Origin of the sequence: Xanthocytophaga agilis (assembly GCF_030068605.1) — a bacterium.
GTDB lineage: Bacteria > Bacteroidota > Bacteroidia > Cytophagales > 172606-1 > Xanthocytophaga > Xanthocytophaga agilis.
Genome location: NZ_JASJOU010000005.1, coordinates 504,144 through 527,872 on the forward strand (window position 1 = coordinate 504,144; position 23,729 = coordinate 527,872).

Annotated in this window: 22 protein-coding genes; 8 read left to right on the top strand and 14 right to left on the bottom strand. The window is 37.4% G+C overall.

Going from position 1 to position 23,729, the window contains the following annotated elements; translation table 11 throughout:
• Positions 1–49: 49 nt before the first annotated feature.
• The 3 genes from QNI22_RS17835 to QNI22_RS17845 all read right to left on the bottom strand — a co-directional run bounded on the left by QNI22_RS17835 (position 50) and on the right by QNI22_RS17845 (position 4,074).
• The gene (locus QNI22_RS17835) at positions 50–1,978 is read right to left on the bottom strand and encodes an ATP-binding protein (protein ID WP_314512659.1); all 1,929 of its coding nucleotides are present in this window, start codon (positions 1,976–1,978) and stop codon (positions 50–52) included.
• Positions 1,979–2,426: 448 nt separating this feature from the next.
• Positions 2,427–3,017: a leucyl/phenylalanyl-tRNA--protein transferase gene (aat, locus tag QNI22_RS17840; protein WP_314512660.1), complete on the bottom strand. Its 591-nt coding sequence runs from the start codon at positions 3,015–3,017 to the stop codon at positions 2,427–2,429.
• Positions 3,018–3,063: 46 nt separating this feature from the next.
• On the bottom strand, positions 3,064–4,074 hold the full coding sequence (locus tag QNI22_RS17845; protein WP_314512663.1) for an NAD(P)H-dependent glycerol-3-phosphate dehydrogenase: 1,011 nt from the start codon (positions 4,072–4,074) through the stop codon (positions 3,064–3,066).
• Positions 4,075–4,395: 321 nt separating this feature from the next.
• Between QNI22_RS17845 and QNI22_RS17850 the strand changes: the two genes are divergently transcribed.
• A complete protein-coding gene (locus QNI22_RS17850) occupies positions 4,396–5,484 on the top strand; it encodes a phosphoglyceromutase (protein WP_314512665.1) in 1,089 nt (362 codons plus the stop codon).
• Positions 5,485–5,509: 25 nt separating this feature from the next.
• Here QNI22_RS17850 and QNI22_RS17855 read toward each other — a convergent pair whose 3' ends face one another.
• The 4 genes from QNI22_RS17855 to QNI22_RS17870 form a co-directional block, all read right to left on the bottom strand.
• On the bottom strand, positions 5,510–6,361 hold the full coding sequence (locus QNI22_RS17855) for a hydroxymethylglutaryl-CoA lyase (protein ID WP_314512668.1): 852 nt from the start codon (positions 6,359–6,361) through the stop codon (positions 5,510–5,512).
• Between the two features lie 55 nt (positions 6,362–6,416).
• Positions 6,417–6,845 carry a GNAT family N-acetyltransferase gene (locus QNI22_RS17860; RefSeq protein WP_314512670.1) on the bottom strand — a complete coding sequence of 143 codons (429 nt, stop codon included), beginning with the start codon at positions 6,843–6,845 and terminating at the stop codon, positions 6,417–6,419.
• A 2-nt stretch (positions 6,846–6,847) separates the two neighbouring features.
• Positions 6,848–7,804 carry a methylenetetrahydrofolate reductase [NAD(P)H] gene (gene metF / locus QNI22_RS17865; RefSeq protein ID WP_314512672.1) on the bottom strand — a complete coding sequence of 319 codons (957 nt, stop codon included), beginning with the start codon at positions 7,802–7,804 and terminating at the stop codon, positions 6,848–6,850.
• An 83-nt stretch (positions 7,805–7,887) separates the two neighbouring features.
• Positions 7,888–8,331 carry a VOC family protein gene (locus QNI22_RS17870; protein WP_314512674.1) on the bottom strand — a complete coding sequence of 148 codons (444 nt, stop codon included), beginning with the start codon at positions 8,329–8,331 and terminating at the stop codon, positions 7,888–7,890.
• 189 nt (positions 8,332–8,520) lie between these two features.
• Here QNI22_RS17870 and QNI22_RS17875 point away from each other — a divergent pair, with 189 nt between their 5' ends.
• The 3 genes from QNI22_RS17875 to QNI22_RS17885 all read left to right on the top strand — a co-directional run bounded on the left by QNI22_RS17875 (position 8,521) and on the right by QNI22_RS17885 (position 12,308).
• Complete coding sequence (locus QNI22_RS17875; RefSeq protein WP_314512677.1) at positions 8,521–9,102, top strand: MiaE family protein; 582 nt, start codon at positions 8,521–8,523, stop codon at positions 9,100–9,102.
• A gap of 591 nt (positions 9,103–9,693) precedes the next feature.
• Positions 9,694–10,974 carry a class I SAM-dependent methyltransferase gene (locus QNI22_RS17880; protein ID WP_314512678.1) on the top strand — a complete coding sequence of 427 codons (1,281 nt, stop codon included), beginning with the start codon at positions 9,694–9,696 and terminating at the stop codon, positions 10,972–10,974.
• On the top strand, positions 10,974–12,308 hold the full coding sequence (locus QNI22_RS17885) for a DUF4910 domain-containing protein (RefSeq protein WP_314512680.1): 1,335 nt from the start codon (positions 10,974–10,976) through the stop codon (positions 12,306–12,308). Before QNI22_RS17880 ends, QNI22_RS17885 begins: the two co-directional genes overlap by 1 nt.
• A 258-nt stretch (positions 12,309–12,566) precedes the next feature.
• On the opposite strand, the gene QNI22_RS17890 is transcribed toward QNI22_RS17885, so the two are convergent.
• Positions 12,567–13,151 carry a hypothetical protein gene (locus QNI22_RS17890; RefSeq protein WP_314512682.1) on the bottom strand — a complete coding sequence of 195 codons (585 nt, stop codon included), beginning with the start codon at positions 13,149–13,151 and terminating at the stop codon, positions 12,567–12,569.
• Positions 13,152–13,301: 150 nt separating this feature from the next.
• Here QNI22_RS17890 and QNI22_RS17895 point away from each other — a divergent pair, with 150 nt between their 5' ends.
• Both QNI22_RS17895 and QNI22_RS17900 read left to right on the top strand, forming a co-directional pair.
• On the top strand, positions 13,302–14,165 hold the full coding sequence (locus QNI22_RS17895) for a DNA/RNA non-specific endonuclease (protein ID WP_314512683.1): 864 nt from the start codon (positions 13,302–13,304) through the stop codon (positions 14,163–14,165).
• A gap of 402 nt (positions 14,166–14,567) precedes the next feature.
• The gene (locus QNI22_RS17900) at positions 14,568–15,437 is read left to right on the top strand and encodes an alpha/beta hydrolase (protein ID WP_314512684.1); all 870 of its coding nucleotides are present in this window, start codon (positions 14,568–14,570) and stop codon (positions 15,435–15,437) included.
• Here the strand turns inward: QNI22_RS17900 and QNI22_RS17905 are convergent.
• The gene (locus QNI22_RS17905) at positions 15,434–15,763 is read right to left on the bottom strand and encodes a hypothetical protein (protein WP_314512685.1); all 330 of its coding nucleotides are present in this window, start codon (positions 15,761–15,763) and stop codon (positions 15,434–15,436) included. The two genes, QNI22_RS17900 and QNI22_RS17905, sit on opposite strands and share 4 nt — an antisense overlap.
• Positions 15,764–16,064: 301 nt before the next feature.
• Here QNI22_RS17905 and QNI22_RS17910 point away from each other — a divergent pair, with 301 nt between their 5' ends.
• Positions 16,065–16,862: a HipA family kinase gene (locus tag QNI22_RS17910; RefSeq protein ID WP_314512686.1), complete on the top strand. Its 798-nt coding sequence runs from the start codon at positions 16,065–16,067 to the stop codon at positions 16,860–16,862.
• Positions 16,840–17,223 (top strand): DUF3037 domain-containing protein, encoded by a 384-nt coding sequence (locus tag QNI22_RS17915; RefSeq protein WP_314512687.1) that lies wholly within the window; start codon positions 16,840–16,842, stop codon positions 17,221–17,223. Before QNI22_RS17910 ends, QNI22_RS17915 begins: the two co-directional genes overlap by 23 nt.
• 113 nt (positions 17,224–17,336) lie before the next feature.
• On the opposite strand, the gene QNI22_RS17920 is transcribed toward QNI22_RS17915, so the two are convergent.
• From QNI22_RS17920 to QNI22_RS17940, 5 genes are all read right to left on the bottom strand, one after another.
• Positions 17,337–17,606, bottom strand: coding sequence for a hypothetical protein (locus QNI22_RS17920; RefSeq protein ID WP_313991451.1), 270 nt, complete (start codon positions 17,604–17,606; stop codon positions 17,337–17,339).
• 14 nt (positions 17,607–17,620) lie between these two features.
• Complete coding sequence (locus QNI22_RS17925) at positions 17,621–18,022, bottom strand: DoxX family protein (RefSeq protein WP_314512688.1); 402 nt, start codon at positions 18,020–18,022, stop codon at positions 17,621–17,623.
• 137 nt (positions 18,023–18,159) lie between these two features.
• Positions 18,160–18,597: a VOC family protein gene (locus tag QNI22_RS17930; RefSeq protein ID WP_314512689.1), complete on the bottom strand. Its 438-nt coding sequence runs from the start codon at positions 18,595–18,597 to the stop codon at positions 18,160–18,162.
• A gap of 282 nt (positions 18,598–18,879) precedes the next feature.
• Complete coding sequence (gene rsgA / locus QNI22_RS17935; protein ID WP_314512691.1) at positions 18,880–19,941, bottom strand: ribosome small subunit-dependent GTPase A; 1,062 nt, start codon at positions 19,939–19,941, stop codon at positions 18,880–18,882.
• Between the two features lie 325 nt (positions 19,942–20,266).
• Positions 20,267–23,707, bottom strand: a complete 3,441-nt coding sequence (locus QNI22_RS17940; RefSeq protein WP_314512693.1) for a ligand-binding sensor domain-containing protein — start codon at positions 23,705–23,707, stop codon at positions 20,267–20,269.
• Positions 23,708–23,729 lie beyond the last annotated feature (22 nt).

The window sequence follows — 23,729 nt, forward strand, 5'->3', positions numbered from 1 at the left end:
ATCAGCTTATAAAGGAAATTACAAGCGATACTCATTTCAATCAAATATTTTATTGATTAATGGCTTCTTCTTCCTCAACTGTTTCTAGCACATGCTTATGAAAATAAACAGTAAAGGTACTACCCTCACCTAACCTGCTATCCAGATGTATCTCGCCATTCAGCTGCTCAACAAGCCTTTTCACAATAGAAAGCCCCAAGCCACTGGAATGTTCTCCAGCTGTTGGACGGGCAGAAAGACGTTGAAATTTCCGAAACATCTTTTGCTGATCTTCTTCTGATATTCCTGGCCCCTCATCCTTCACAGCAATAGAGACCAATGAGTATCCTACATCAATAGATATGAGCACATTTTTATCTGTAGGAGAAAACTTAATGGAATTAGACACCAAATTATCTACTATCTGTCCAAAAGCTGATTTATCTACTAATATATAGCCTTCACTGACATTACTTTGCATTCTTAGGTCAATATTTTTCTTCTTTGCAGTTTGCTCATAGCCCACTATAGAGCGAGAGAACCACTGCATAATTTCCAAAGGTTCTATCTTTAAACGTCTGCTTTGTTCTTCAATAGCTTTCAGGTCTAACAAGTTCTCAATAAACTGTCTCCCATCAAATGCAACTTGATTTATCATATGCATACATTTTGTCTGCTCCTCATTAAGAGAACCTACCAATGGTAGTAACTGAGTTAGACCCACTACTTTGTTCAAGGGAGCTTTCAGATCATGGGCAACTATCCCCATCAGAGTCTTAAGTTCTTCATTAACCACTTCTAAACGACGACGTTCTTCCTCCAAGGTTTGAGAGGTTTCCTGTAGTTTCTTTTTCTTCTTATTATTACTTACTGCAAAAAATACAGCAATCGCGACCAATAACAGCAAAAGGACTACAACGAATTTACTTGCTCGAAACTGGCTTGTAATAATACTTAATTGACGATCCGCTTCATTCTTTGCATCCAGAATATCCTGATTATCCCGCTTATATTTTTCCAGGAGAATAACCAATGGATTATTAGGATCAATTTTTCTGAGTGATTCGATAAAGCTGTTAATATATTCATCATTGATATAGGCTGTAAAAGCTTCTTCTGCGAGAGTACGTTCGTGATCGGTTGTTGCTCCAGTTACTTCACCTTGTAATCGACTTAGTTCTTTACTTATAGTTTCAATTTCTTTACCTATGACCTGTGTATGATTTCCTGTAATAGCCTTATCACCCCGCTTTTCTCCTATTAATCTGATTAAAGCCTTAAGGTTCTTATTGTCTTTTGTTATTTTAAAAGGCTCCTGATGGGATGAAGCTTTTTGTAAACTAATACGGTTAGTAGTATTCTCACTTGTATTTAGCGTATTTGCAGTATTTTTATCTTGTAAAGATGTTACTTCTACTATCTGGTCATCTGCTGATACAGTCAAGAAGACAAATGTATTTTCTTGTATAAATTTCAGATTGTCATTTTTTACCTTTCGTAACTCTACATTACCATCATCTACTTTGTAGGCCTCTACAGCAAAGTCTGAAATAGTAACCTGTGCCTCATTGGGAAGCTGCAACTTAAAAAAACCATCAGTGTCTGTTGTTGCACTTCGTTCAAGCGTATTATTCCTGAATCGGACTAACGCATTGCTAACAGGTGATTTATCAGGAGTCCGAACCCAGCCACCTAATGTCTTATAAATGGGTTGGATGATTAGCTCTATCTCTCTCTGATAATAATTAAAGTCTTTTGATTTAAGCTTATATCCAGTAGCTATAACAACAATATCAAGCTCTCCATTTACAGGAGGAGATTTTAGATTTACCTGAAAACGTCCTTCTTTTGGTGTACTTACAACTGTATACGAACCATTGATTGAAATCTGTACACCACCAACAGGAATATGTGCGTCATCCATTACTATACCACGCAAGGCATACTCCTGAGCCTTTACTATACATAAAAGCCCAGCGCCCAACCAGATGAAAATCACAAGCCGTATGAATTTGCGTATCACTTGACGCTGTAAGTAATTTAATAATTTTAAACCTATTTTGTAATTATGCCGATCCTCTATACATCAGACAGTTAGCTTCCATCTATTATATTGGATATCAGACTATAATTATTAATTTTTATCAGACTGCCCTTGCATATACACTCAAAACACTATCTTCTGCCTGTTATCAAAATGATCGGACTGAATAACAGATTTATTCTATTTTGTGGGTATTATTGAGAATGTGGTTAGTTGAAGTTCGCAAATTTTCTCCATCTTTTCTCACCCTGATGTTAACCGGAAACAGATTGACTATAGAAAGTATGTTAGTTTTTACCAGAAAGCATACAAAATGTACTCCTTAAACAAAAAAGTAAATCTTCATGCCGTCAGATATAACCATCAAATACTTATCCTGCGATATTATGTGGGGAGATTGTATTCATATGAATGAAACTGATTGTGCCAGTGCTATTTCCAATTGTTGATGGTACTCTGTAGCTGGAATCTCTACTGCGCCATATCGCAATACATTGTCATTGATAAATTGAGTATCCAATAATACAAAACCCTGTTTGATCAGGTGTTGTACCAGATAATGAAATGCCACTTTTGACGCATTGGAACGTAAAGTAAACATAGACTCTCCGAAAAAAGCCCCACCTAAAGCCACTCCATATAAGCCTCCTGCCAACTGTCCATCATACCAGGCCTCTACACTATGAGCATATCCATTTTTATGCAATTGTGTATATACCTGTATCATCTGTTCAGATATCCAGGTATTAGCATCTGAAACCCGCGGTGCAGCACAATGCCGCATAACTTCTTCAAAACGGGTGTTAATCCGGATTTCAAATATGTTCTTATTGATTATCGGTCGCAGGGATCGTTGTGGACGATATGTATCCAGAGGAATAATAGCCCGAGGATCTGCTGAATACCAATGAATTTCACCATTGCGATCATCTGCCATGGGAAAAATTCCTCGCGCATAGGCATATAACAGCATGTCTATCGTCAGCTCAGACATTCTATTCTTAGTATCTGGTTTTAGAAATAAACTTACCTATTTTAAATTATCTTAACTGTGCCTTTAATTTCTGAATTTCAGATGCAGGAGAAGCCTTCTCATAAAGAATCCGATACACTGCTTTAGAAATAGGCATATTAACCTGATATTGTTTGTTAATAGCAAAAATGCTTTTAATAGCATAATATCCCTCTGCAATCATATTCATTTCTACCTGAGCTGATTTAACACTATAACCCCGTCCAATCATATTTCCGAATGTACGATTCCGACTAAACTGAGAGTATGCTGTCACCAGTAAATCGCCCAGATAGGCAGAAGCCATCAGATCCCTTTGCATAGGGTTAATTGCATCCACAAACCGCTGGATTTCCTGCATAGAGTTAGAAACCAACACTGCCTGAAAATTATCTCCATAATTTAAGCCATGAGCTATACCACATGCCAGTGCAATAACATTTTTCATTACAGCACAGTATTCCACTCCATAAATGTCTTTTATGGCATGAGCCTGAAGGAATCGGCAACTCATCATCTTTGCAAAGTGGGCAGCCTGTAGTACATCTGTTGATGCAATGGTCAGATAGGATTGTTTCTCTAAAGCAACTTCTTCAGCATGGCAGGGGCCTGCAATCACACAAATCTGGCCCTTCGGAACAGAAAAGGCACTTTCTACCCAGTCTGTGATTAGTATATTCTCATTGGGGATCAACCCCTTTATTGCAGATATGATTACTTTCCCCTGTAAATCTTCAGGACGTACATCTTTCATGGCATCCTGAATAAAAGCAGCAGGGACAGCCAGAATCACATGTGTTGCATCTTCAAGCGCTTTAGGTAGCTGATAAAATGTACGCACCTTACGGCGATTAATCTGAACATCACTCAGATAGTTGGGATTATGACCAAATTTACGAATGTACTCAACATCCTCTATGTTGCGCAGCCACCAACGTATATGAACATCATTCTCACATAAAATCTTAACAATAGCTGTTGCCCAACTACCGCCTCCAATAACGGTAATAATTGGACTTGAATGAGTATCTGGTTTCAATAGATTTGGCAATTGGTTTTTATGTCTGCAAAATAATAGTATTTTATGAATCAATTCTTGTCATTGTGCAGGAAAGATTATAATCAACTTCGTCACTACTACTCCTTCTTTTTGATATATTTTACATTCTCTTTCTCCTCTCTTCCATATTCCTCTTAATAACACATCAAACAAACCACTGATATTCAGCGTATTAATAAAACCATAAATTTCACTTAGAGATAATACTTTGTTAATCAGCTAGAAGCATGTTTCCTCTAATTTTGATTTCAATACATTCTTTCACTGCAATCATTTTTAACTGTCAAACCACCTTTAACCATGCATAAACCTATACTATTTATTCTATTTACAATTCTGTGTGTGAACTCCATTACTGCGCAACACAAAACGGAAAATGTATTTCTCATTATGACAGATGGCTTACGTTGGCAGGAGATATTCAGAGGAGCAGATTCTGCTTTGATCAACGATGTTGTCTTCACACCTAGTCCGGAAGATGTCAAACCTCAATTCTGGAAGGAAACAACTCAACAAAGACGAGAAGTATTATTTCCTTTTTTATGGACAACAATAGGCAAACAAGGACAATTATATGGAAATCGGCACTATGGGAACAAAGTTAATGTAAAAAACCCATTCTGGTTTTCGTATCCTGGTTATAGTGAAACATTAACAGGCTTTGTCGATACCCGTATCAATTCTAATGATAAGGTTCTTAATCCAAATCAAACTGTTCTTGAATTTATAAATCAGCAAAAAGGATTTACCGGAAAAGTGGCAGCCTATACAACATGGGATGTATTCCCATTTATCATCAATGAATCCAGAAGCCGTATACCAGTCAACTCAGGTTATGAACAGGCAACAGGACAACTATCTGTACAGGAAGAATTATTGAATGATATGCAGAAACAAGTACCTAGCCCTTGGGGTACAACCCGCCTGGACTGGATGACTTATTATCTAGCTAAGGAATACATCAAAAAAAATAAGCCCAGAGTATTTTTCTTATCTTTTGATGAAACTGATGACTATGCACATGCTGGAAAGTACGATACCTATTTAAAAACCGCCCATATGGTTGATGGATTTATTGGAGACTTATGGAATTTTGTCCAATCACAACCACAATATAAAGACAAGACAACTTTTATTATTACAACAGATCATGGCAGAGGTGATGAACCCAAAGCATTATGGAAAGATCATGGAGATAAGGTAGTACATGCAGATCAGATCTGGATGGCTGTAATCGGCCCAGATACACCCAATCAGGGAGAGATGAAAGTAGAAGGACAATATTATCAAAACCAGATTGCAAAAACGTTGGCTGCCTTTCTGGGTATTACCTATACAAATACCCAACCTGTCGGAGAAATAATATCTCCAGCTAGTAAAGCTAAATAAATGAGTGTATTTTTTAGAAAGTAACTTAATGCAAGGCAAATACCTGAGCAGCATATTGCCAGGCATCTTCAAAAGCTGATTTATTAATATTCGGATCTATCGACTGACGTTCAAAATACTCAATAATTTGTTCGGTAGGGAGGTTGCCTGTCAACTCATCTTTAGCCATCGGGCAGCCTCCAAACCCTCTGATAGCGCCATCAAAACGAAGACATCCCGCCTGATATGCTGCTTCTATCTTAGCAATAACAGTCGAAGGAGTAGAATGCAGATGTGCCCCAAACTCAATATGAGGGAAATCTTTTAACAGTTGCTGAAACAACTGTATAATACTTGCAGGAGTAGAAGATCCAATAGTATCTGAAGGTGCAACTATAGTAATACCCAGGTCCGATAACTTTTCTGTTAACAATGATACACGATCCGGGTGATACAATTCATCATAGGGATTTCCAAAAGCCATTGACAAATAAACTACCAATATCTTTCCCTTACCAGATATATGGTTCTGAATCTGCTCGATTTCTTCTAATGCCTCTGAAATAGACTTATTGGTATTGCGTTGCTGAAATATTTCCGAAACAGATAAAGGATACCCTATATAGCTAATTTCATCAAAATATGTGGCCTGTTCTGCTCCTCTTCTGTTGGCTACAATAGACAACAGTTTAGTACTAGTACCACTTAGGTCTAAGCCTTTTAATACCTCTGCAGTGTCAGCCATTTGAGGGATGGCTTTGGGAGAAACAAAGCTTCCAAAATCCAATGTATCAAAGCCAACTTCCAATAATTTATTGAGATAGGTGGTTTTAACAGATGTTGGAATAAAAGCTGTAAAACCCTGCATTGCATCACGGGGACATTCAATAAGTTTCATAGGCAATCCGTTTTATTACCAGAAACAAAATTTATATGGATTTCAATCCTTTATTTTATCTTCTTGATAAATCAAGCTGAAAGTGATGACAGGTAATCCGGAATCCTTTATTCAAATACAGTCTGTGAGCATCAAATCGTTGATGTCCGGAATCCAGATGAACGCCATTCAATCCTTCATTTTTAGCTTTTTCAATGATATAATCCAACAATGTACTGGCATATCCTTTGCCTCTACTTTCTGGCAATGTTGTCAGATCATCTATGTAAATAATGTTTCCAGCATAGAACATAGTCATATACCGAAATCCCAATGCAGCAGCAGCCTTATCTCCATCTTCAATAAAGATAAGACTATATCCGCTTTGAGTCATTTTTGTTAACAACGCCAGATATTCTTCTATTGTCAGATGAGGCCGTAACGCATGTATCACCTCCCAGCATTTGAGAAAATCTTTTTCTGTGTGTGCGAGTTGAACTTCCATAATTAAAAAATTGCCTGTGCTATGGCTTTTACAGGATCAGATTTACTCATTGTATAAAAGTGCATGACAGGTGCTCCAAACTCAATAAGTTCTTTGCACTGTTGTATACACCATTCTATCCCGACCTGCTTCACCTCTTTATCTGTTTTGCATTCTTCCACTGCTTTTACCAGTTCATCAGGCAAGTCCAGATGGAAAATACGTGGCAATACGGTTAATTGCTTTTTTGTAGTCAGAGGTTTGAGTCCTGGAATTATAGGCACTAATATCCCTGCCTGGCGACATTTCTTTACAAACTCAATATACCTGGCATTATCAAAAAACATCTGAGTTACAATAAATTCAGCCCCCATATCAACCTTCATTTTCAAGTATTTGAAATCTGTCTCCATATTGGGAGCTTCAAAATGTTTTTCAGGATAACCTGCAATTCCGGCACAGAAGCTGGTGGGATAAGATTCTGTTTCCTGATGTAGCAAAATACCCTTATTCATTTGCATTACCTGCTGTAATAACTCGGAAGCATAGGCATGTCCACCTTCACGAGGTTTAAATACGCCGGCTGATTTTTCAGGATCACCTCTTAACACTAATACATTATCTATTCCCAAGTAATGTAGATCCACAAGCATATCCTCTGTTTCATCTCTTGTAAAACCACCACAAATCACATGAGGCACTGCATCTACCTTGAATCGTTCCATAATTCTGGCACAGATGCCCACTGTACCTGGACGTTTCCGTACAGATACCTTCTCAATTAATCCGTTGCTGTGTTTTTTATCAATAACCTCTTCTCTGTGATAGGTTACATCAATGAAAGGAGGTTTAAACTCCATTAAGGGTTCTATTGCATCAAAAAGATGTTGAATACTTTCACCTTTTAAGGGAGGAATTATTTCAAAGGAAAACAGAGTCTTCCCATTAGCCCGTCGAATATGTTCAGTAATTTTAGTCATAGAAAACAAGTACATGTCTAGTCAAACATGCAGAAGTATAAGGCAAAGGTAATAACGTGTAGTAGTGTAGAAGAAAAAAGATATTATTTTTTGGTGCTAATCTGATTAAGTTCAATAACATATCCATCAGGATCTGTAATATAAATCTGCTTTACACCGTCAAAGCGCACTTGTGGATGATAAGCTATATTTCTCTTTTTCAGAAATGCTTCTGCCTGATCAATACTTTCAACGAAGACTGCAAAGTGACCACCATTCCGATCATTAACCACAGGTTCTGTACGTCCTGCCAATAAATGTATTTGTTGGTCTTCTCCTAGCTTGAACCAAGATCGAATGGCCTTCAAATCATCAGGAACAGGGATAGGTTGTAGGCCGAGGGTTTCGCGATAAAACTTTGTACTGGCTTGAATATCTTTAACATGTAATCCAATATGATTATGTTTAACTATTCCAAGCTTATCTGCAGACTGGCTATGGGCTGCTATTGAACTAAGAAAAATAACCAAAAAGAAATAATAACGCATAGGATTGGAGGTATTAGGTGTTAAATGTACAAATATAGGATCACTTAAATATATTTCTATTTATCCAAATTATAATCCAAAAACAAGAGTCATTCTTTCATTCAGGTAGTAACTCCAAAAACAAAAATTTTACCTTTGCATAAAAATAGACAAACGCATTTATAAACAAGTTCTTATAATCTTATTACCATGCTTGGATTAAAACTTCCAACAGATCCCCGATGGGTCAATATTGCTGAAAAGAATATTGATGAGATCCTGATAGATCATGCATACTGTGAACAAAAAGCTGCATCAAATGGTATTTCTCTTATTGTCCAGTTTCCAGAACGAACAAAACTTGTAGATACAATGACAGAGATTGTTGCGGAAGAATGGAATCATTTTGAACGTGTTTTGGCAGAGTTAAAAAAAAGAGGGTATCATCTAGGCCATAAAAGATCAGATGAATATGCTGTTCGTTTGGGAAAACTAGAACGTAAAGGTGGACGTATCGAGCAACAACTCATGGATAAACTCCTCATTAGTGCATTAATAGAAGCTCGTAGCTGTGAACGTTTCAGATTATTATCAGAAAATATTGCAGATGAATCACTAAAAGAGTTCTATTATGAACTTATGGTCTCTGAGGCTGGACATTATAGAACCTTTTTGGACCTGGCGAAAGAATATATGCCATCAGAAACTGTTAAACAACGATGGGAAGAATTATTACAGGCAGAAGCTGAAATTATCTCAACTTTAGAAATCAGAGGAGATCGAATGCATTAACTGTTTTAACCATGTACGATTTATTTTTTCAAAAAAGCAGAAAAAAAGCATGAGGTTTGTTTTCTGCTTTTTTTCAATAAAAATGACACTGAAGATAAATGGTTCTATTTTCTTTATCAGATATAAAACCATTTTCATCTTCTTAAAACTTCTTTCTGTCGAAGGAATGCCCATTCTTTAACTTCTTGGTGTTTACCTTTTTACCTTTACCTGTACTAATATTCGTAGAATGGAAATTATTAAATTGGTATATTCAAAAAATTACATATTCATCACATTTGAAAATGTATCGTAAGAATTGCTCTACTAACCTTGTATCACCATCAAGTTAATTTATGATCAAGGATCTAACCTCTTATCCGGAGAGTCTGCTATCTGGATATTCTAGCCTCAAAAACAAATAATTAAATTATTTCTTACACTTGTAGTGATGTCAGATATTTCTACTATTACATCTTATTCAATCTGACTTAACTAAAAACTGATTTTTAAATTTCATATTTGTTTTGCTACAAACCACTGTCTATATACGGATCTCTTAACAATTTAAATCCACTTAATTAATTAGTAACCAGTCAGATACACACGCCTATGCATTGTCGTCATTGTAACACAGAATTGAAGCATGAATTTGTAGACTTAGTAAGCAGTCCACCAGCTAACTCTTTTCTTTCACACGAAGAATTGAATGAACCAGAAGTTTATTATCCGCTAAAGCTTTATGTGTGTCATGAATGCTTTTTAGTACAGATTGATGAGTACAAAAAAGCAACTGAGATCTTTAACAACGATTATATTTATTATTCCTCTTTCTCCAAGAGCTGGCTTGAACATGCAAAACGTTACACCGAAATGATGCAGGAACGTTTTGGAATCAACGAGGATTCGATGGTTGTGGAGATTGCTTCAAATGACGGTTATTTGCTTCAATATTTTAAAGAGAAAAATGTATCTGTACTAGGTATTGAACCTACCCGAAATACAGCTGCAGAAGCAGTAAAAAAAGGGATATCTACTATTACCGATTATTTCAGCAAAAAACTTGCTGTAAGATTAGGGTTAAAAGCCAATTTATTGATAGGTAATAACGTATTAGCTCACGTACCAGATATTAATGATTTCGTTAGTGGTATGAAGATGCTTTTAGCAGATGATGGTATCATTACAATGGAATTCCCTCATTTGTTGAAACTGATCGAAGAATGCCAGTTTGATACTATTTACCATGAACACTTCTCTTATCTTTCATTTGTCTCTGTAAAACGTATTTTTGAAGCGCAGGGTTTGGAAATGTTTGATGTACAGGAAATTTCTACTCATGGTGGTTCCTTACGGATCTTTGCAAAACATGCTGGAAATCAAAAACACCAGATAACTCCTAATGTAGAGAAGTTATTACAGAAAGAAGAAGCAGCCGGTCTCAAAAACATTGGATCTTATGCTGATTTCCAAAGCAAAGTTTCCAAAATCAAATACGATTTTCTGTTATTCCTGCTCGAAAAGAAAAAAGAAGGAAAGAAAATTGCTGCATACGGAGCTGCTGCAAAAGGAAATACATTCCTGAATTATTGTGGAGTAGTAGGTACAGAGTTAATTGAATTTGCTGTAGATGCTTCACCATACAAACAAAACAAATATTTGCCAGGCAGTCACATTCCAGTTGTGAATGAATACAAAATCAAAGAACAAAAGCCTGATTATGTGGTCATTCTACCATGGAATCTACGGGATGAGATAAGCAAACAACTGAGCTATATTGGAGATTGGGGCGGACAGTTTGTAACCTGTATCCCGGATTTAAAAGTTATATCTCCTAAAAAAGCAGTACAGGATAATGTGTCAGCACAAAAACTGGAAGAAGTAGAAAAATAATGATAACTGAAATAAATACAGGTCTGCCAGCAATGGCAGACCCTTCTGTTATACAACCGGGTGACGAAATGTATCAGATCGTTACCCGGTTGTATCCTATTTGCCGGAGCATTACCGGGAATGGAGTTCGCCAGACATTACAAATCTTACAGGACTATATTCCAGTACAGATCAAAGAAGTTCCTACTGGAACACCTGTATTTGACTGGACTGTCCCTAAAGAATGGAATATTCAGGATGCATGGATAAAAGATCCTCAAGGAAATATTATTCTTAGCTTCAAAGACCATAACCTTCATGTACTTAATTATAGTACTCCTATCCATAAAACGGTATCACTGGCAGAACTAAAACCTCATCTGTTTTCATTACCAGACAAACCTGACTGGATACCATATCGGACATCTTACTATAATGAGAACTGGGGCTTCTGTATGACTCATAGGCAATTAGAATCATTAGAAGATGGAGATTATGAAGTATGCATTGATTCTTCTCTTGAACCAGGCAGTCTCACTTATGGAGAATGTTTCCTGCCGGGTAGCACAGAAGAGGAAGTTTTAATCTCCTGCCACATTTGTCATCCATCACTGGCAAATGATAATCTTTCAGGTATCTCACTGGCAGTTAAACTGATTCAGTGGCTTCAGGAACAACCTCACAGATATTCTTACCGATTTCTGTTTATACCTGGTACTATTGGCTCTATAACCTGGTTGAGTCTTAATGAACAACAAGCATTTAAGATTAAACATGGTCTGGTCGCTACCCTGGTAGGCGATAGCGGAAGATTCACATACAAAAAATCCCGTCGTGGTAATGCAACGATTGACAGAGCTGCTGCGCATGCATTAAAACATATTCAGCTGCCTTATCACATCATAGATTTCTTTCCTTATGGATATGACGAACGTCAGTACTGCTCTCCAGGTTTTAATTTGCCTGTAGGGTGTCTTATGCGTACTCCACATGGACAATATCCTGAATATCATACTTCTGCTGATAATTTAGATCTGGTACAGCCCCAAAACCTTACAGAATCTTATCAACTTTATAAAACTATACTTCAGATACTGGAAGGTAATGGTATATATGTAAACCAAAATCCGAAATGTGAGCCGCAGTTAGGGAAACGGGGATTATATCGGGCTATTAGTGGTGATAATCATACCAAATCCTATGAGATGGCTATGCTTTGGGTACTAAACCTTTCAGATGGCGAACATTCATTGCTGGAAATTGCAGAAAAAGCGGATATTCCATTTGAATTTATCCAAAAAGTGGCTGTGCTACTAGAGGAACATGGCTTGCTGAAACTTCAGACGTTTTTATAGAATAAAAATCGTCCTGCCTTAAGTTTGAAAATCAGAGGTATTGAAGATTTGAAGGAGCAAATTTCAGGTTTGATATAGCGGTACACTATGTTTTTGTACCGCTATTCTTTTTTATGGAGTTATGTAATACCTGTGTGTGAGTGAACTTTAGAATTGATAAAAGAGGACCTTAAACAATATTGCCTTTAGGTCCCCTGTAAACTTTTCCTATAAAGCTTATTCTTTTTCTATTTACTAAAATTTGGGATGAACCATGTGTTATAGCTTACGTTCTGCGACTAACTCTGTTGAGAGATTCAATTTTTGTTTAAAGAATGCAACAAACCTTTGAATAATGTAGTATGCAAGAATTCCAAATGCAAAGCCTGCCAGAGTGCCACAAACTGAACCAATGAATACAGAGGCTCCAATCTCCCACCAATGCAATAAGGCATTTAGTATACCTAAACCAACACCCCCACATACCAATCCTACCAATGTGGATGTACTAACTAGAAGTGTCTTAAAACCTTTCGCGAAGGATTTTTGATAAAGACCAACTAGGATGGAAGTGGACAGAATGCCAAAAGATACAAGTGCAAATGCTGCTACAAGTCCTACAATGGTAAGCACAATACCCGCTCCAATACAAACCAGTATAAATACAAATAATAAAATAATAGCCCCCAAAATACCTGGTGCAAAATCATCTTCAACATAGCCAGGATCATTTGTAGCTGTGTGTAAAGAATCTGCTTGTACAGATTGTGTTATTTGGGTGGTTGTATCTGCTATTTGAGCAAGTGTTGGTGTTGCTATCAATACAAAAAGTAAAATAGCAAATAGAAATAGGATAGCTTTCATTCGGATTTAGTAAGTACAGCTGCATTTTACTAAAAATTAATAGGATTCTAAAAATACATTTTGGTTCACATATATCTTCCTGAAAGATAGACACAAAAAAATAGAATAAACACTTTATCTTCGTTTATCAGTAACCAATCATCTATAACTATGCAATTTTACATTCGTCGATCAACTTATGTACTTGTCATCATAAGCCTTGTCACACTATGGTCCTGTAAGAGGACACCTGTATCGCCCCAAACATCGTGTGACTACCCTACTATTACTACCACATCAGCTCATTTGCTGATGGGAAATCCTTCTGGAGCCAAGAAGGACGAAAGCCAGAGTGATAATTACCTAATGGAGAAAACACAATATGCTCTTTCCTATAATCGCAGTCAGTTAATATCCAACTGGGCTGCATGGCATCTTGGCAGTGAAGATATTGGCAGCGCAGATCGACAGGATGATTTCAAACCAGATGCAAGCTTGCCTTCCGGCTGGGATGCTGCTAAACCAAATGACTATAGCGGTTCCGGATTTGATCGAGGGCATCTGTGTCCAAGTGCTGACCGTACTGCTACTCAAGCGGACAACTCAGCTACCTTTTTGATGACTAATATGGTTCCTCAATCACCTGATCTGAATCGAAATACCTGGGAATCGCTTGAAAGCTATTGCAGAGATCTGGTGCAACAAGGTAATGAGCTGTATATCTATGCAGGAACATTTGGTTCAGGTGGCACAGGATCAAATGGTACTGCTACCAAAGTAAAAGATAAGATAACAGTACCTGAAGCATGCTGGAAAGTCTTGATTGTCATGCCCAAAGGAGATGATGATGTCAAAAGAGTGACCAAAACTACTCAGACTATTGCCATCTGGGCTCCTAATAATCAGGATCTGGATAATAGCTGGAAAGCATATGCTGTATCAGTAGATGAAGTGGAGCAGAAAACAGGCTATGATTTCTTTAATCATTTACCAGTGTGTATTCAGGAAGTAATTGAAAAACCTGTTTTTCAATGAAATTAAAGCCTTACTGATTGGCCGAGAGCGTGCGTTTTATTTACATCATATTTTGTCTATGCGCATAGTTCAAGGCAAACTATTTTTTAGAGAAGGTACGACTGCCTTATTGATTAGTGAACAAATTGCATATAACTCTAATCACTTTTTATTTTGATCAGAATTCCGATCATTTTTTCTTTTGCGCATAACTCACAGCAAGAAAATTTTTGATCGGAGTTCACCGCAAAATTTTTCTTGCTGTGAATAAAACGCAAATATAAAACTCATCGTAAATCCAATAGTTGATGAATAAATAAGTCATTAGCTAAAATTCGGGATGAAGCATGCTGAAAATAATTTTCTGGTTAAGAAATAAAATATTTCTTTGTTGCTCTATACCCATTACTATAAAGAAATCTCATGCAAAAGTTTTTTACGTTATATCTGATACTTACTTCATTTATTACTTACGCTCAACAAGGAACTATCAAAGAAAGCCTTAAGTTAAAAAGTTCTGTGCTTGGAAGGGAAGTTGAGTATTCCATATACCTTCCGGCAGATTATGATAAAACCAATCGCCGTTACCCTGTCTTATATCTTTTACATGGATTAGGAGATGATGAAACTGGCTGGACACAAGCTGGAGAAGTACAGTCTATCACAGATAGGACTATAAATAATGGTGATGCTCCTGCTATGATTATTGTGATGCCTGATGCAGGTAAGACCTGGTATATGAATAGTGCAGATGGTAAGAATAACTATGAAGATTTTTTTATTCGTGAGTTAATACCTCATATTGAGGCCTCTTATCGGATACGAGCCAGCAAAGAATTCAGAGGTATTGCCGGATTATCGATGGGTGGCTTTGGTACATTGTTGCTGGCAACCAAACATACTGATCTCTTTGCAGCGGCTGCTCCTTTAAGTAGCGCTGTGTTTACGGATACAGATGCAGTAACCATGGCAGATTCAGAATGGGCGAGACGATTTACCGTAAATTTTCCGCAAACACTAAAAGGCAAAGACCGCTTGACAGATCATTGGTATAAAAACTCTATTCCAAAAATCATTGAGACTACACCTGTTGAGCAGCTTAAGTCAATCCGTTATTATATTGATTGTGGTGACGATGACCATCTGATAAAGGAAAACATGGCACTACATGCCTTACTTATTAACAAAGGCATTCCGCATGAGTTTCGTGTCAGAGATGGTGCCCATACCTGGATATACTGGCGTACAGCTCTGCCCGAAGTATTGAAGTTTGTTGGAGCGAGTTTCCGTTAATGAGTAACTCCACTGGGAAGGCTGTGAATAAGAAAGACACTAATATTGGCATGATCCGTCCGGATATACATGTGTCCGATCTGCAGAAATTTCTGGTATAATTCTGGGTATTTTTCAGGTATATGCAGATAGCGCAGGATTCTGCCTGCATCTGCATTGACTATTTGCTGCTTTTCAAAAGCATATTCCGGATTGAATACATAGATGTGATCACCATCCGGTGTTTTTTCTATATTACAATAGATCCTGTTGTTTGAGTAAAAGTCTGATTCAATAGCAGAAATGTCTATTGGATCAAAAACGAGGTCATAGGTAATAGCTTCCATGGATTGCGCTTTAAGAAGTAAAGATTTGTGTGTTTGTTGACAGATAGTAAATTACAAAATAGAACAGCAAAGTAGATTATTTCCTATCAATAATTTTCTACTCCTGATCTATTACAAAAATCTGATTAGCAATAAAATAGTGCCTACTCTAGCACTTTTAGTAAATCCACGTTTCTACAAAAGTTAAATCCTGATTTCTGACTTTTCAAAAATTTGGTCTAACTTTCACGCTCATATCTTGTTAGACAGATGAGTCTGTTGATAAAGAGATTTATTATGTGTGATCCAGAACTCTATTCCTGTGAATAATTCATCTCATCTCAGAACAGTCCATGTGACTCGTTATGTTACCCCACTACGGGAAGGAGGTTCATTACCTGCCCTGGTGGAAGCAGACGATGATTTTCTATATGTCCTTAAATTTCGAGGAGCCGGACAGGGCGTAAAAGCACTTATTGCCGAGTTGATTGGTGGTGAACTGGCAAGAGCTTTAGGCATGCGTGTACCAGAAATTGTGTACGCTACCATAGACCCCGCTTTAAGTCGAACAGAACCAGACGAGGAAATTCAGGATCTGCTTCGGGCCAGTGACACAGGACTAAATCTAGCAGTACATTATCTCTCTGGAGCTATTACATTTGATCCTGTAGTCAATACAGTAGAACCGTATCTGGCATCCAAAATTGTGTGGCTGGACTGTCTGATTACCAATGTGGACCGAACTGCCCGCAATACCAATATGCTAATCTGGCATAAAGAATTATGGCTGATAGATCATGGAGCATCCCTGTATTTCCATCATTCCGGCCAGAATTGGGAAGAGCATAGCCGAAAACCTTTTACTCAGGTAAAAGATCATGTACTATTACCACAAGCCTCCGAACTGGAAAAAATAGACACAGAAGTTAAGTCAATATTAACTTTGGAACGAATACACTCTATTGTTGGGTTAGTTCCGGATATATGGCTTACCGGAGGATCAGCTTTTATCTCTGCTGATGAAGAACGTGATATGTATATCCAGTTTTTAGAAACAAGACTTGCCTCATCAGAAATTTTTGTCAAGGAAGCACAACATGCAAGAGAAGCACTTATTTGAGTACGCCGTAATTCGCGTCGTACCTCGTGTGGAACGCGAAGAATTTCTTAATGTAGGCGTTATTGTTTATTGTTCAGCAGAAGGATTTCTGCAAACTATGTTTGAAATAAATCCAGAGAGATTAAAAGCGTTTGTCTGTCAGGTTGAAGTACAGGAACTGGAAGAGAGACTTACTGCCTTTGCTCAGATATGTAAAGGAGGCAAGCAAGGAGGTCCCATTGGTCTGCTTCCAATAGCTTCCCGCTTTCGATGGCTTACAGCAACCCGAAGTACAGTAGTACAAACATCACCCGTACATCCTGGATTTTGTCTGAATGCCCAGGAAACACTTCTTCGATTATTTGCTCAACTGGTACAGTAGATCTCTGTTATATTATTTTATTGTTTGAAATAAAGAAAAAATAGAGCCTAAAGCGACCCACTATTCCGAATTTAGGCTCTTTACTGTATAGGTTCAATCAAAAAACATATAGGTTAACTAACCTGATTGAGTAAGAGATTTATTCCACTTAGAACAGATTCACTTTCATCTGATAGTACCTCTGCTCTACATCTGAATCTTTCCAGGAATGAAATCAAAAAATCGGATTCTATAGGACCCGATACATTCTTTATGCGCAAAATCCGATCACAGTCGGTCAGGTCGAAATTGGCTTTATAATTAGGAAAATGATGATGGATTTGGTATATCAGCCAATCTGCATGCTCTGTAGTTGTAACATTGGTTTTAAATACTTCGACCATAAAGTAGTGTCTGGTTAAAGTTGTGGAGCATAAGTTGCTGTTTCACCTTTTGCCATTTCCTGGAGCTTATGGTAAAAAATATAGGAACCAGCAACAAGTAGGATCGGTATAAATATAAATATCCAGGTAGATGCTGGATCTCCATTACTAATATGAGAATATAAGGCTCCCAGTAGATCAAATGTCAATCCGGCATATGCCCATTCTTTAATCCTGGGATAACCGGGAATCAGTATTGCTATAATACCTAGTAGTTTGGCAACTCCCAGAAAAGGGACAATGTAGGCCGGATATCCTAATTTTGTAACATAGGCTACTGCCTCGGGTGCAGAAATGGCATCAAAGATGGAACCCAGGCCTAACATCGCTACCATGATACCAGTAATAATCCAGTAAATAATCTTTAGCTTTTTCATACTCTACATCTGTTAAGGTTTGATGATTGGAATTTATACACGAAAGAAGCTTTCGCACAAAAACAGGCTGTACGAAAGCAAAGGAAATCGATTTAATAGTTTATCACAGCTGTAGTAGCAATCTTATTAAAGATATCTTATTGATAATCATAATTTACCATCCATTGAATACCAAACTTGTCATTAAACATACCAAAATAACTACCCCAGAAAGTTTTTTGCAGGGGCATAGTGATGGTTCCACCTTCAGATAACCCGTTGAACAGCTTATCAGCTTCTGCTTCACTATCTGTACCAATCGCAACAGAAAAATTATTACCTTCTGTAAGTGTTTGTCCATATGCTTCTAGTACATCTGTCCCCATTAGAATAGCATTTTGTCCAATAGGTAAAGAGACATGCATAATTTTTTCCCTGTCATCTTCAGTAAGATTCGTTTTCGCTTCAGTCTCCATTTCTGGTACCTCCTTGTAGCGTTGTAATGATACAAACTCACCACCAAATACAGACTTGTAGAAAAGGAAGGCTTCTTCCGTGTTGCCATTGAAATTCAAATAAGGATTGATTGTGGCCATGTTGTTAACTGTTTAAATGGTTTAGTATAGGAATAATAAATTTTGATTTCAGTATTGTCTTATGTTTGTTAACGAACAATATCGGTTCCTGAAATCGAGACAAATATACACATAATGTTCTCACTACAAACATTTTTGTTTTCTTTACAAACATACTACTGATAAATGATTTTGTGCAGGTGTAAATACGACAAACTGAAGGGGCAATAATGACAAATCTCTTTTACAGAGAATGCACTTGTTATTGTCTGTTGACAATAACAAGTGCATTAAGGACCACCATTAATATTTGTCTCTCTTACGATACATACTGGCTTCTCGGGATAGCCTGCCTGCCAGTTTATTTCGTCTCCTTCTCTCATCAGCGCTAAGATTAAATCGCTGACTTTCTTTTGTCAGTTTCAGGTAACTCTGGTATACCAGTAAGGGTAGTTCGCCAGTATGAATAGCTTCTCTGACAGCACATCCAGGTTCATCCTGATGGGTACAGTCATGAAAGTGGCAATGAAGAGCCAACTCTTCCAGCTGAGGATGCTGCAATCCAGCTGCAGTCTCTTGATCAACAGTAACTCCAAATTCCCGCATACCAGGCGTATCAAGCATTAAACTACCGTTGGGAAGTAAAATTAAATTTCGGGTAGTGGTCGTATGCCTTCCTTTGCTATTCGCGGTACTAACACTTCCTGCTAATTGAATTTCTGTTCCCATCAGCGTGTTTAAAAGCGAACTTTTACCCACCCCTGAAGAACCTAATAAGACATAGGTTTTTCCTACATTCAGATATAGCTTTCGCAATTCTTCCAGCCCTTGTCCTGTTTGAATACTTGTCAGAATAACCGGACATGTATATCCCAATTGGATTACTTGCTCAAGATAGTGTTCCGGATTACTAACCAGATCACATTTGGTAAGAATTACAAGAGGTGAAATGTCTAAGGAACATATTTGATACAGATACCTTTGTAAACGCATTAAGTTAAAGTCACGATCCAATCCCTGAAGTATCCATGCCTGATCAATATTGGTAGCAAGAACCTGTTTTTCCATAGATCTGCCAGGTGATTTTCGTGATAGTTCGTTTTGTCGTGGAAGTACATCAATAATATAACCCATATCGCCAGTAGCTATAAATACAACCCAATCTCCGACTTTGGGTAAATCCCAGGCTTCTTTGCTGTTTAACAATGAACCTGAAACTTCTCCTTCCAGATAACCTGATGCTGTTATAATCTGATATCGTTGACCAAATACTGTACATATTCTGCCAACAGATTCAGATAAGGTGTGTGCCGAATAGTTATTTTCAAAAAACGGATTCCAGCCGTATTGAGTTAAAAATGACATTGTAAAAAATGAAATAAGGAATCTATACAAGAAGTTTGCAGGAGTGCGATTACTTGTACCTGATTCAGGTGAATAAAGAATAGAAATAGTAGAAGGCAATAGTTACACTGGCTTTCAAATGAAAGCTTTAAGGATAGAGGGTTATCCCAGTGTTAGGCTACCGATATTCCGGCAGCAAAGAGGCGATATGTATTGGAGATCAGTGACATACAGATACAAAGGTAACCAATTTATGAAAATTGCAAAACAGATTGGTATATTCTGTGAACAAATGAAATAACCTTAATAAACGGCTTTTCAATTTGTACTCATTGAAAGTATGCCGTCAGGCTTGCTCACTAACGGAGATGGTTTCTTTTGGCAGGTCTGTCTTTTTCTGTAGCAGAATAGTAAAGGTTGTACCTTTGTTTACTTCGCTTTCGACCTGAATACTTCCTCGCATGGATTCCACCTGAGTTTTAATCATATACAAGCCAATACCTTTCCCTGGTATATGAGTATGAAACCGTTTAAAAGGGCTAAATATTTGATTCTTTTTGGTAGTGAGATCTATACCAGATCCATTATCTCTGAATATAAGGGTAATAGTATTATCATCTTCATAGCTGGATACATGTATTTCCAGAGGAACATTCTCTTGTCTGTATTTGATAGCGTTACCAATCAGATTCAGAAATATATTATGGATATAAGCAGGGACAAGGTAAGCTCTTGACATAGTCAGATTCTCATGAATCCGGACATCTGATTTCTGGATTTCTTCTGCCAGAAGTATTTTAGTATCATGCAGGATAGATTTTAATTCTACCCATTCGTAAAGTGATTCTGCATCTTTCTGATGATCCAATAAGATGCTCAGATCCTGAATCATTTCATCCAGTTTATGAATAACCTCGCCTGTCTTCTCCATAATAACCATATTGAATGGATCGGCGGGATCTTCTGTATTAAATACAGAACATAATCCCAGCAGAGTCGCAACCGGAGATCGGAAGTTATGACTGGTAATAAAAGCGAATTGCTCTAGTCTTCTATTTTTATTGATCAGTTCTTCTGTCCTTTCCTCAACCAGTTGTTCTAACAAAAGGTGTGATTTTTCCAGAAGAGCATTTTTTTCTTCAATTGTATTCTTTTGCTGGCTTAGAATATCTCTTTGCTGGGCTAATTCTTCTTTCTGTTGTTCTATCTTGTGAGTCCGTTCCAGTACTCTGTTTTCCAATATCCGGTTCTGCTTTCGTATGGTATTGGTTTTGACTGTATACCAAATAGATACAAGTAAAACAATAAAGCCTATTAACCCTATACGAAACCAGAAGGTTTTCCACCAGGGCGGGATAATGATAAGCTGGACAGACGTTCCTTTTTCATTCCATATTCCATCATTGTTAGAGGCTTTTACTCGGAAAGTATAGGTGCCTGGATCGAGGTTAGTATAGGTAACATGCCGGTTATTACCTACATAATTCCAAGCCTTGTCAAACCCTTCCAGCATATAGGCATATTTGTTCTTTTGTGAGATTGTGAAGTTTAGTGCTGCAAATTCAAAGGAAATTACAGAGGCATCATGTGGAAGTGTTACAGAAGAACTCTCTCCAATAACTTTTTGTAAAGGTGAATCTGATGTTCCTACAGGTACTGATTTATTAAAGATTTGAAAGTCTGTGAGATAAACAGGTGGTATAATTGGGTTCTCTTGGATGCTGTCTGGATAAAAAACAGTAAAACCATTGGTCCCGCCAAAGTATAGTTCTCCCGTTTTACTGTGTAGTGAGGCACGATTAAATTCATTGCTTTGTAAGCCGTCTTCCTGTGTATACACACGCAGTACTTTAGTAATGGGATTAAACTTGCAAAGACCTTTCTTGGTAGAGATCCATAGATTACCACGTGTATCTTCCTGTATATCCATAACAGCATTACTAGGCAAGCCGTCCTGAATGGAATATCTGCTGAAAGCATCTTTACGGGGGTCAAATTTGTTCAATCCTCCACTACTTCCTATCCATATTACGCCTTGCTTATCTTCAAAAAGAGAATAGATATCATTGCTTGTCAGACTGTTCTTATCTCTATCTTCATGATAGTACCGGATAAAAGTATTTGTTGAAGGGATAAGCCGAGTAAGGCCATCACCAAGTGTTCCAATCCATATATCACCATTCTGGGCAGGTAATACAACCTGAATATAATCAGAGCTGAGGCTATTGGAATCTGACGAATTATGTCGATAAGAGGTAAAGCTATCTTTTTGTGGGTCATATTTAGTGAGACCGCCTCCATATTCACCTATCCATAGTACACCTTGTTTATCCTTTTTAATAGAGTATGGGTTATTAGTACAAAGGGGAGTGCAGGAGTAAAGTTGAGAAGGAGTATACTTATACCTGGTAAACTTTTTCCTGTCTGCACTAATTCTGGTTACTCCCCCTTCCCATGCACCTGTCCATACATTATTAAAATCATCTACCAGTACAGATGTCATGAAGTTGCCCAGAATGCTATTTGAATTTTTAGGATTTTGCACATAATGAGTAAATGTTCTTTTTTTAGGATCAAAACAGTTAATTCCTCCTCCATCTGTTGCAACCCATACCTTCCCATCAGCGTCCTGTGAAAAATCATTTACCATATTGTGACTCAAACCAGCAAGAGAGGTAGGGAGATAATGATAGGAGTTAAATTTTTTCTGGTAGCGATCAACCCAATTAATACCTCCACCAAATGTACCCACCCACATATTCTGGTGAGAATCCCTATAAATAGAGTAAATAGACGGGCTACTCAAGCTGGTAGGATCCTGCAGATCTGGTAAGTAATGTTCAAATTTTTTCTGATCAAATACATCCATACCTCCATTTTCAGTTCCAATCCAAAGATGACCTTGAGCATCTTCATTCAATGAAAGGACTACATTGTGTCCAATGGAATGAGGGTTAAGAGGATCATGCTGATAATGGATAAATCCATCTTTCTTTTCATTCAGGCAGTCTAGCCCTCCATTTGTACCTATCCAGAGTTTACCGTTATGGTCTTCGAATACACGTCTTACATAATTGTGAATAAGACTTGCTTTTTGTTCAGTACTATGCTGATAATGGAGAAACTGATTGGTAGATTGATCAAAGCGGTCTAATCCTCCATTATCAGTGCCAACCCATATATTGCCTTGGGTGTCTTCAAAAAGACAGGTTATTTCATTATCTATTAAACTGTTTGGTCTATTAGGTTGGTGAATGTATCTCGTAAATGTATTAGTAATGGGGTTATATTGATTTAAGCCACCTCCATTGGTACCAATCCATATTATACCTTTTTTATCTACTAAAATACTGCTTGCATTGTTATTGCTCAGACTATTCCTATTATTTTTATCTGAAAGATATTGAACGAAAGTCCCTTTACTTGTGATAAACTTACTAATTCCTGCTCCAGCAGTTGCAATCCAGAAATTGTGTTCCTGATCTTCTACAATACCCATTACACGATTACCGCTGATGCTTTGAGTATTGTTTGCATCATTCTGGTAAACAGTAAATTTATATCCATCATATTTGTCTAACCCATCATCTGTAGCAAACCACATATACCCTTTGCTATCTTGTAAGATGCAATTAATGGTACTTTGTGAAAGCCCATCTGCCACAGTGAGGTGTCGGAAATGTAACAGTCTATGATGACCGTAACTTGTTATGTAAAAAAATATAAACACACTGGCTAATATCCATTTTCTTACCTGTAACCAGTTACCTTTTTGAGTGTGTTTCATATATTTTAGCCCAATCAGAAAC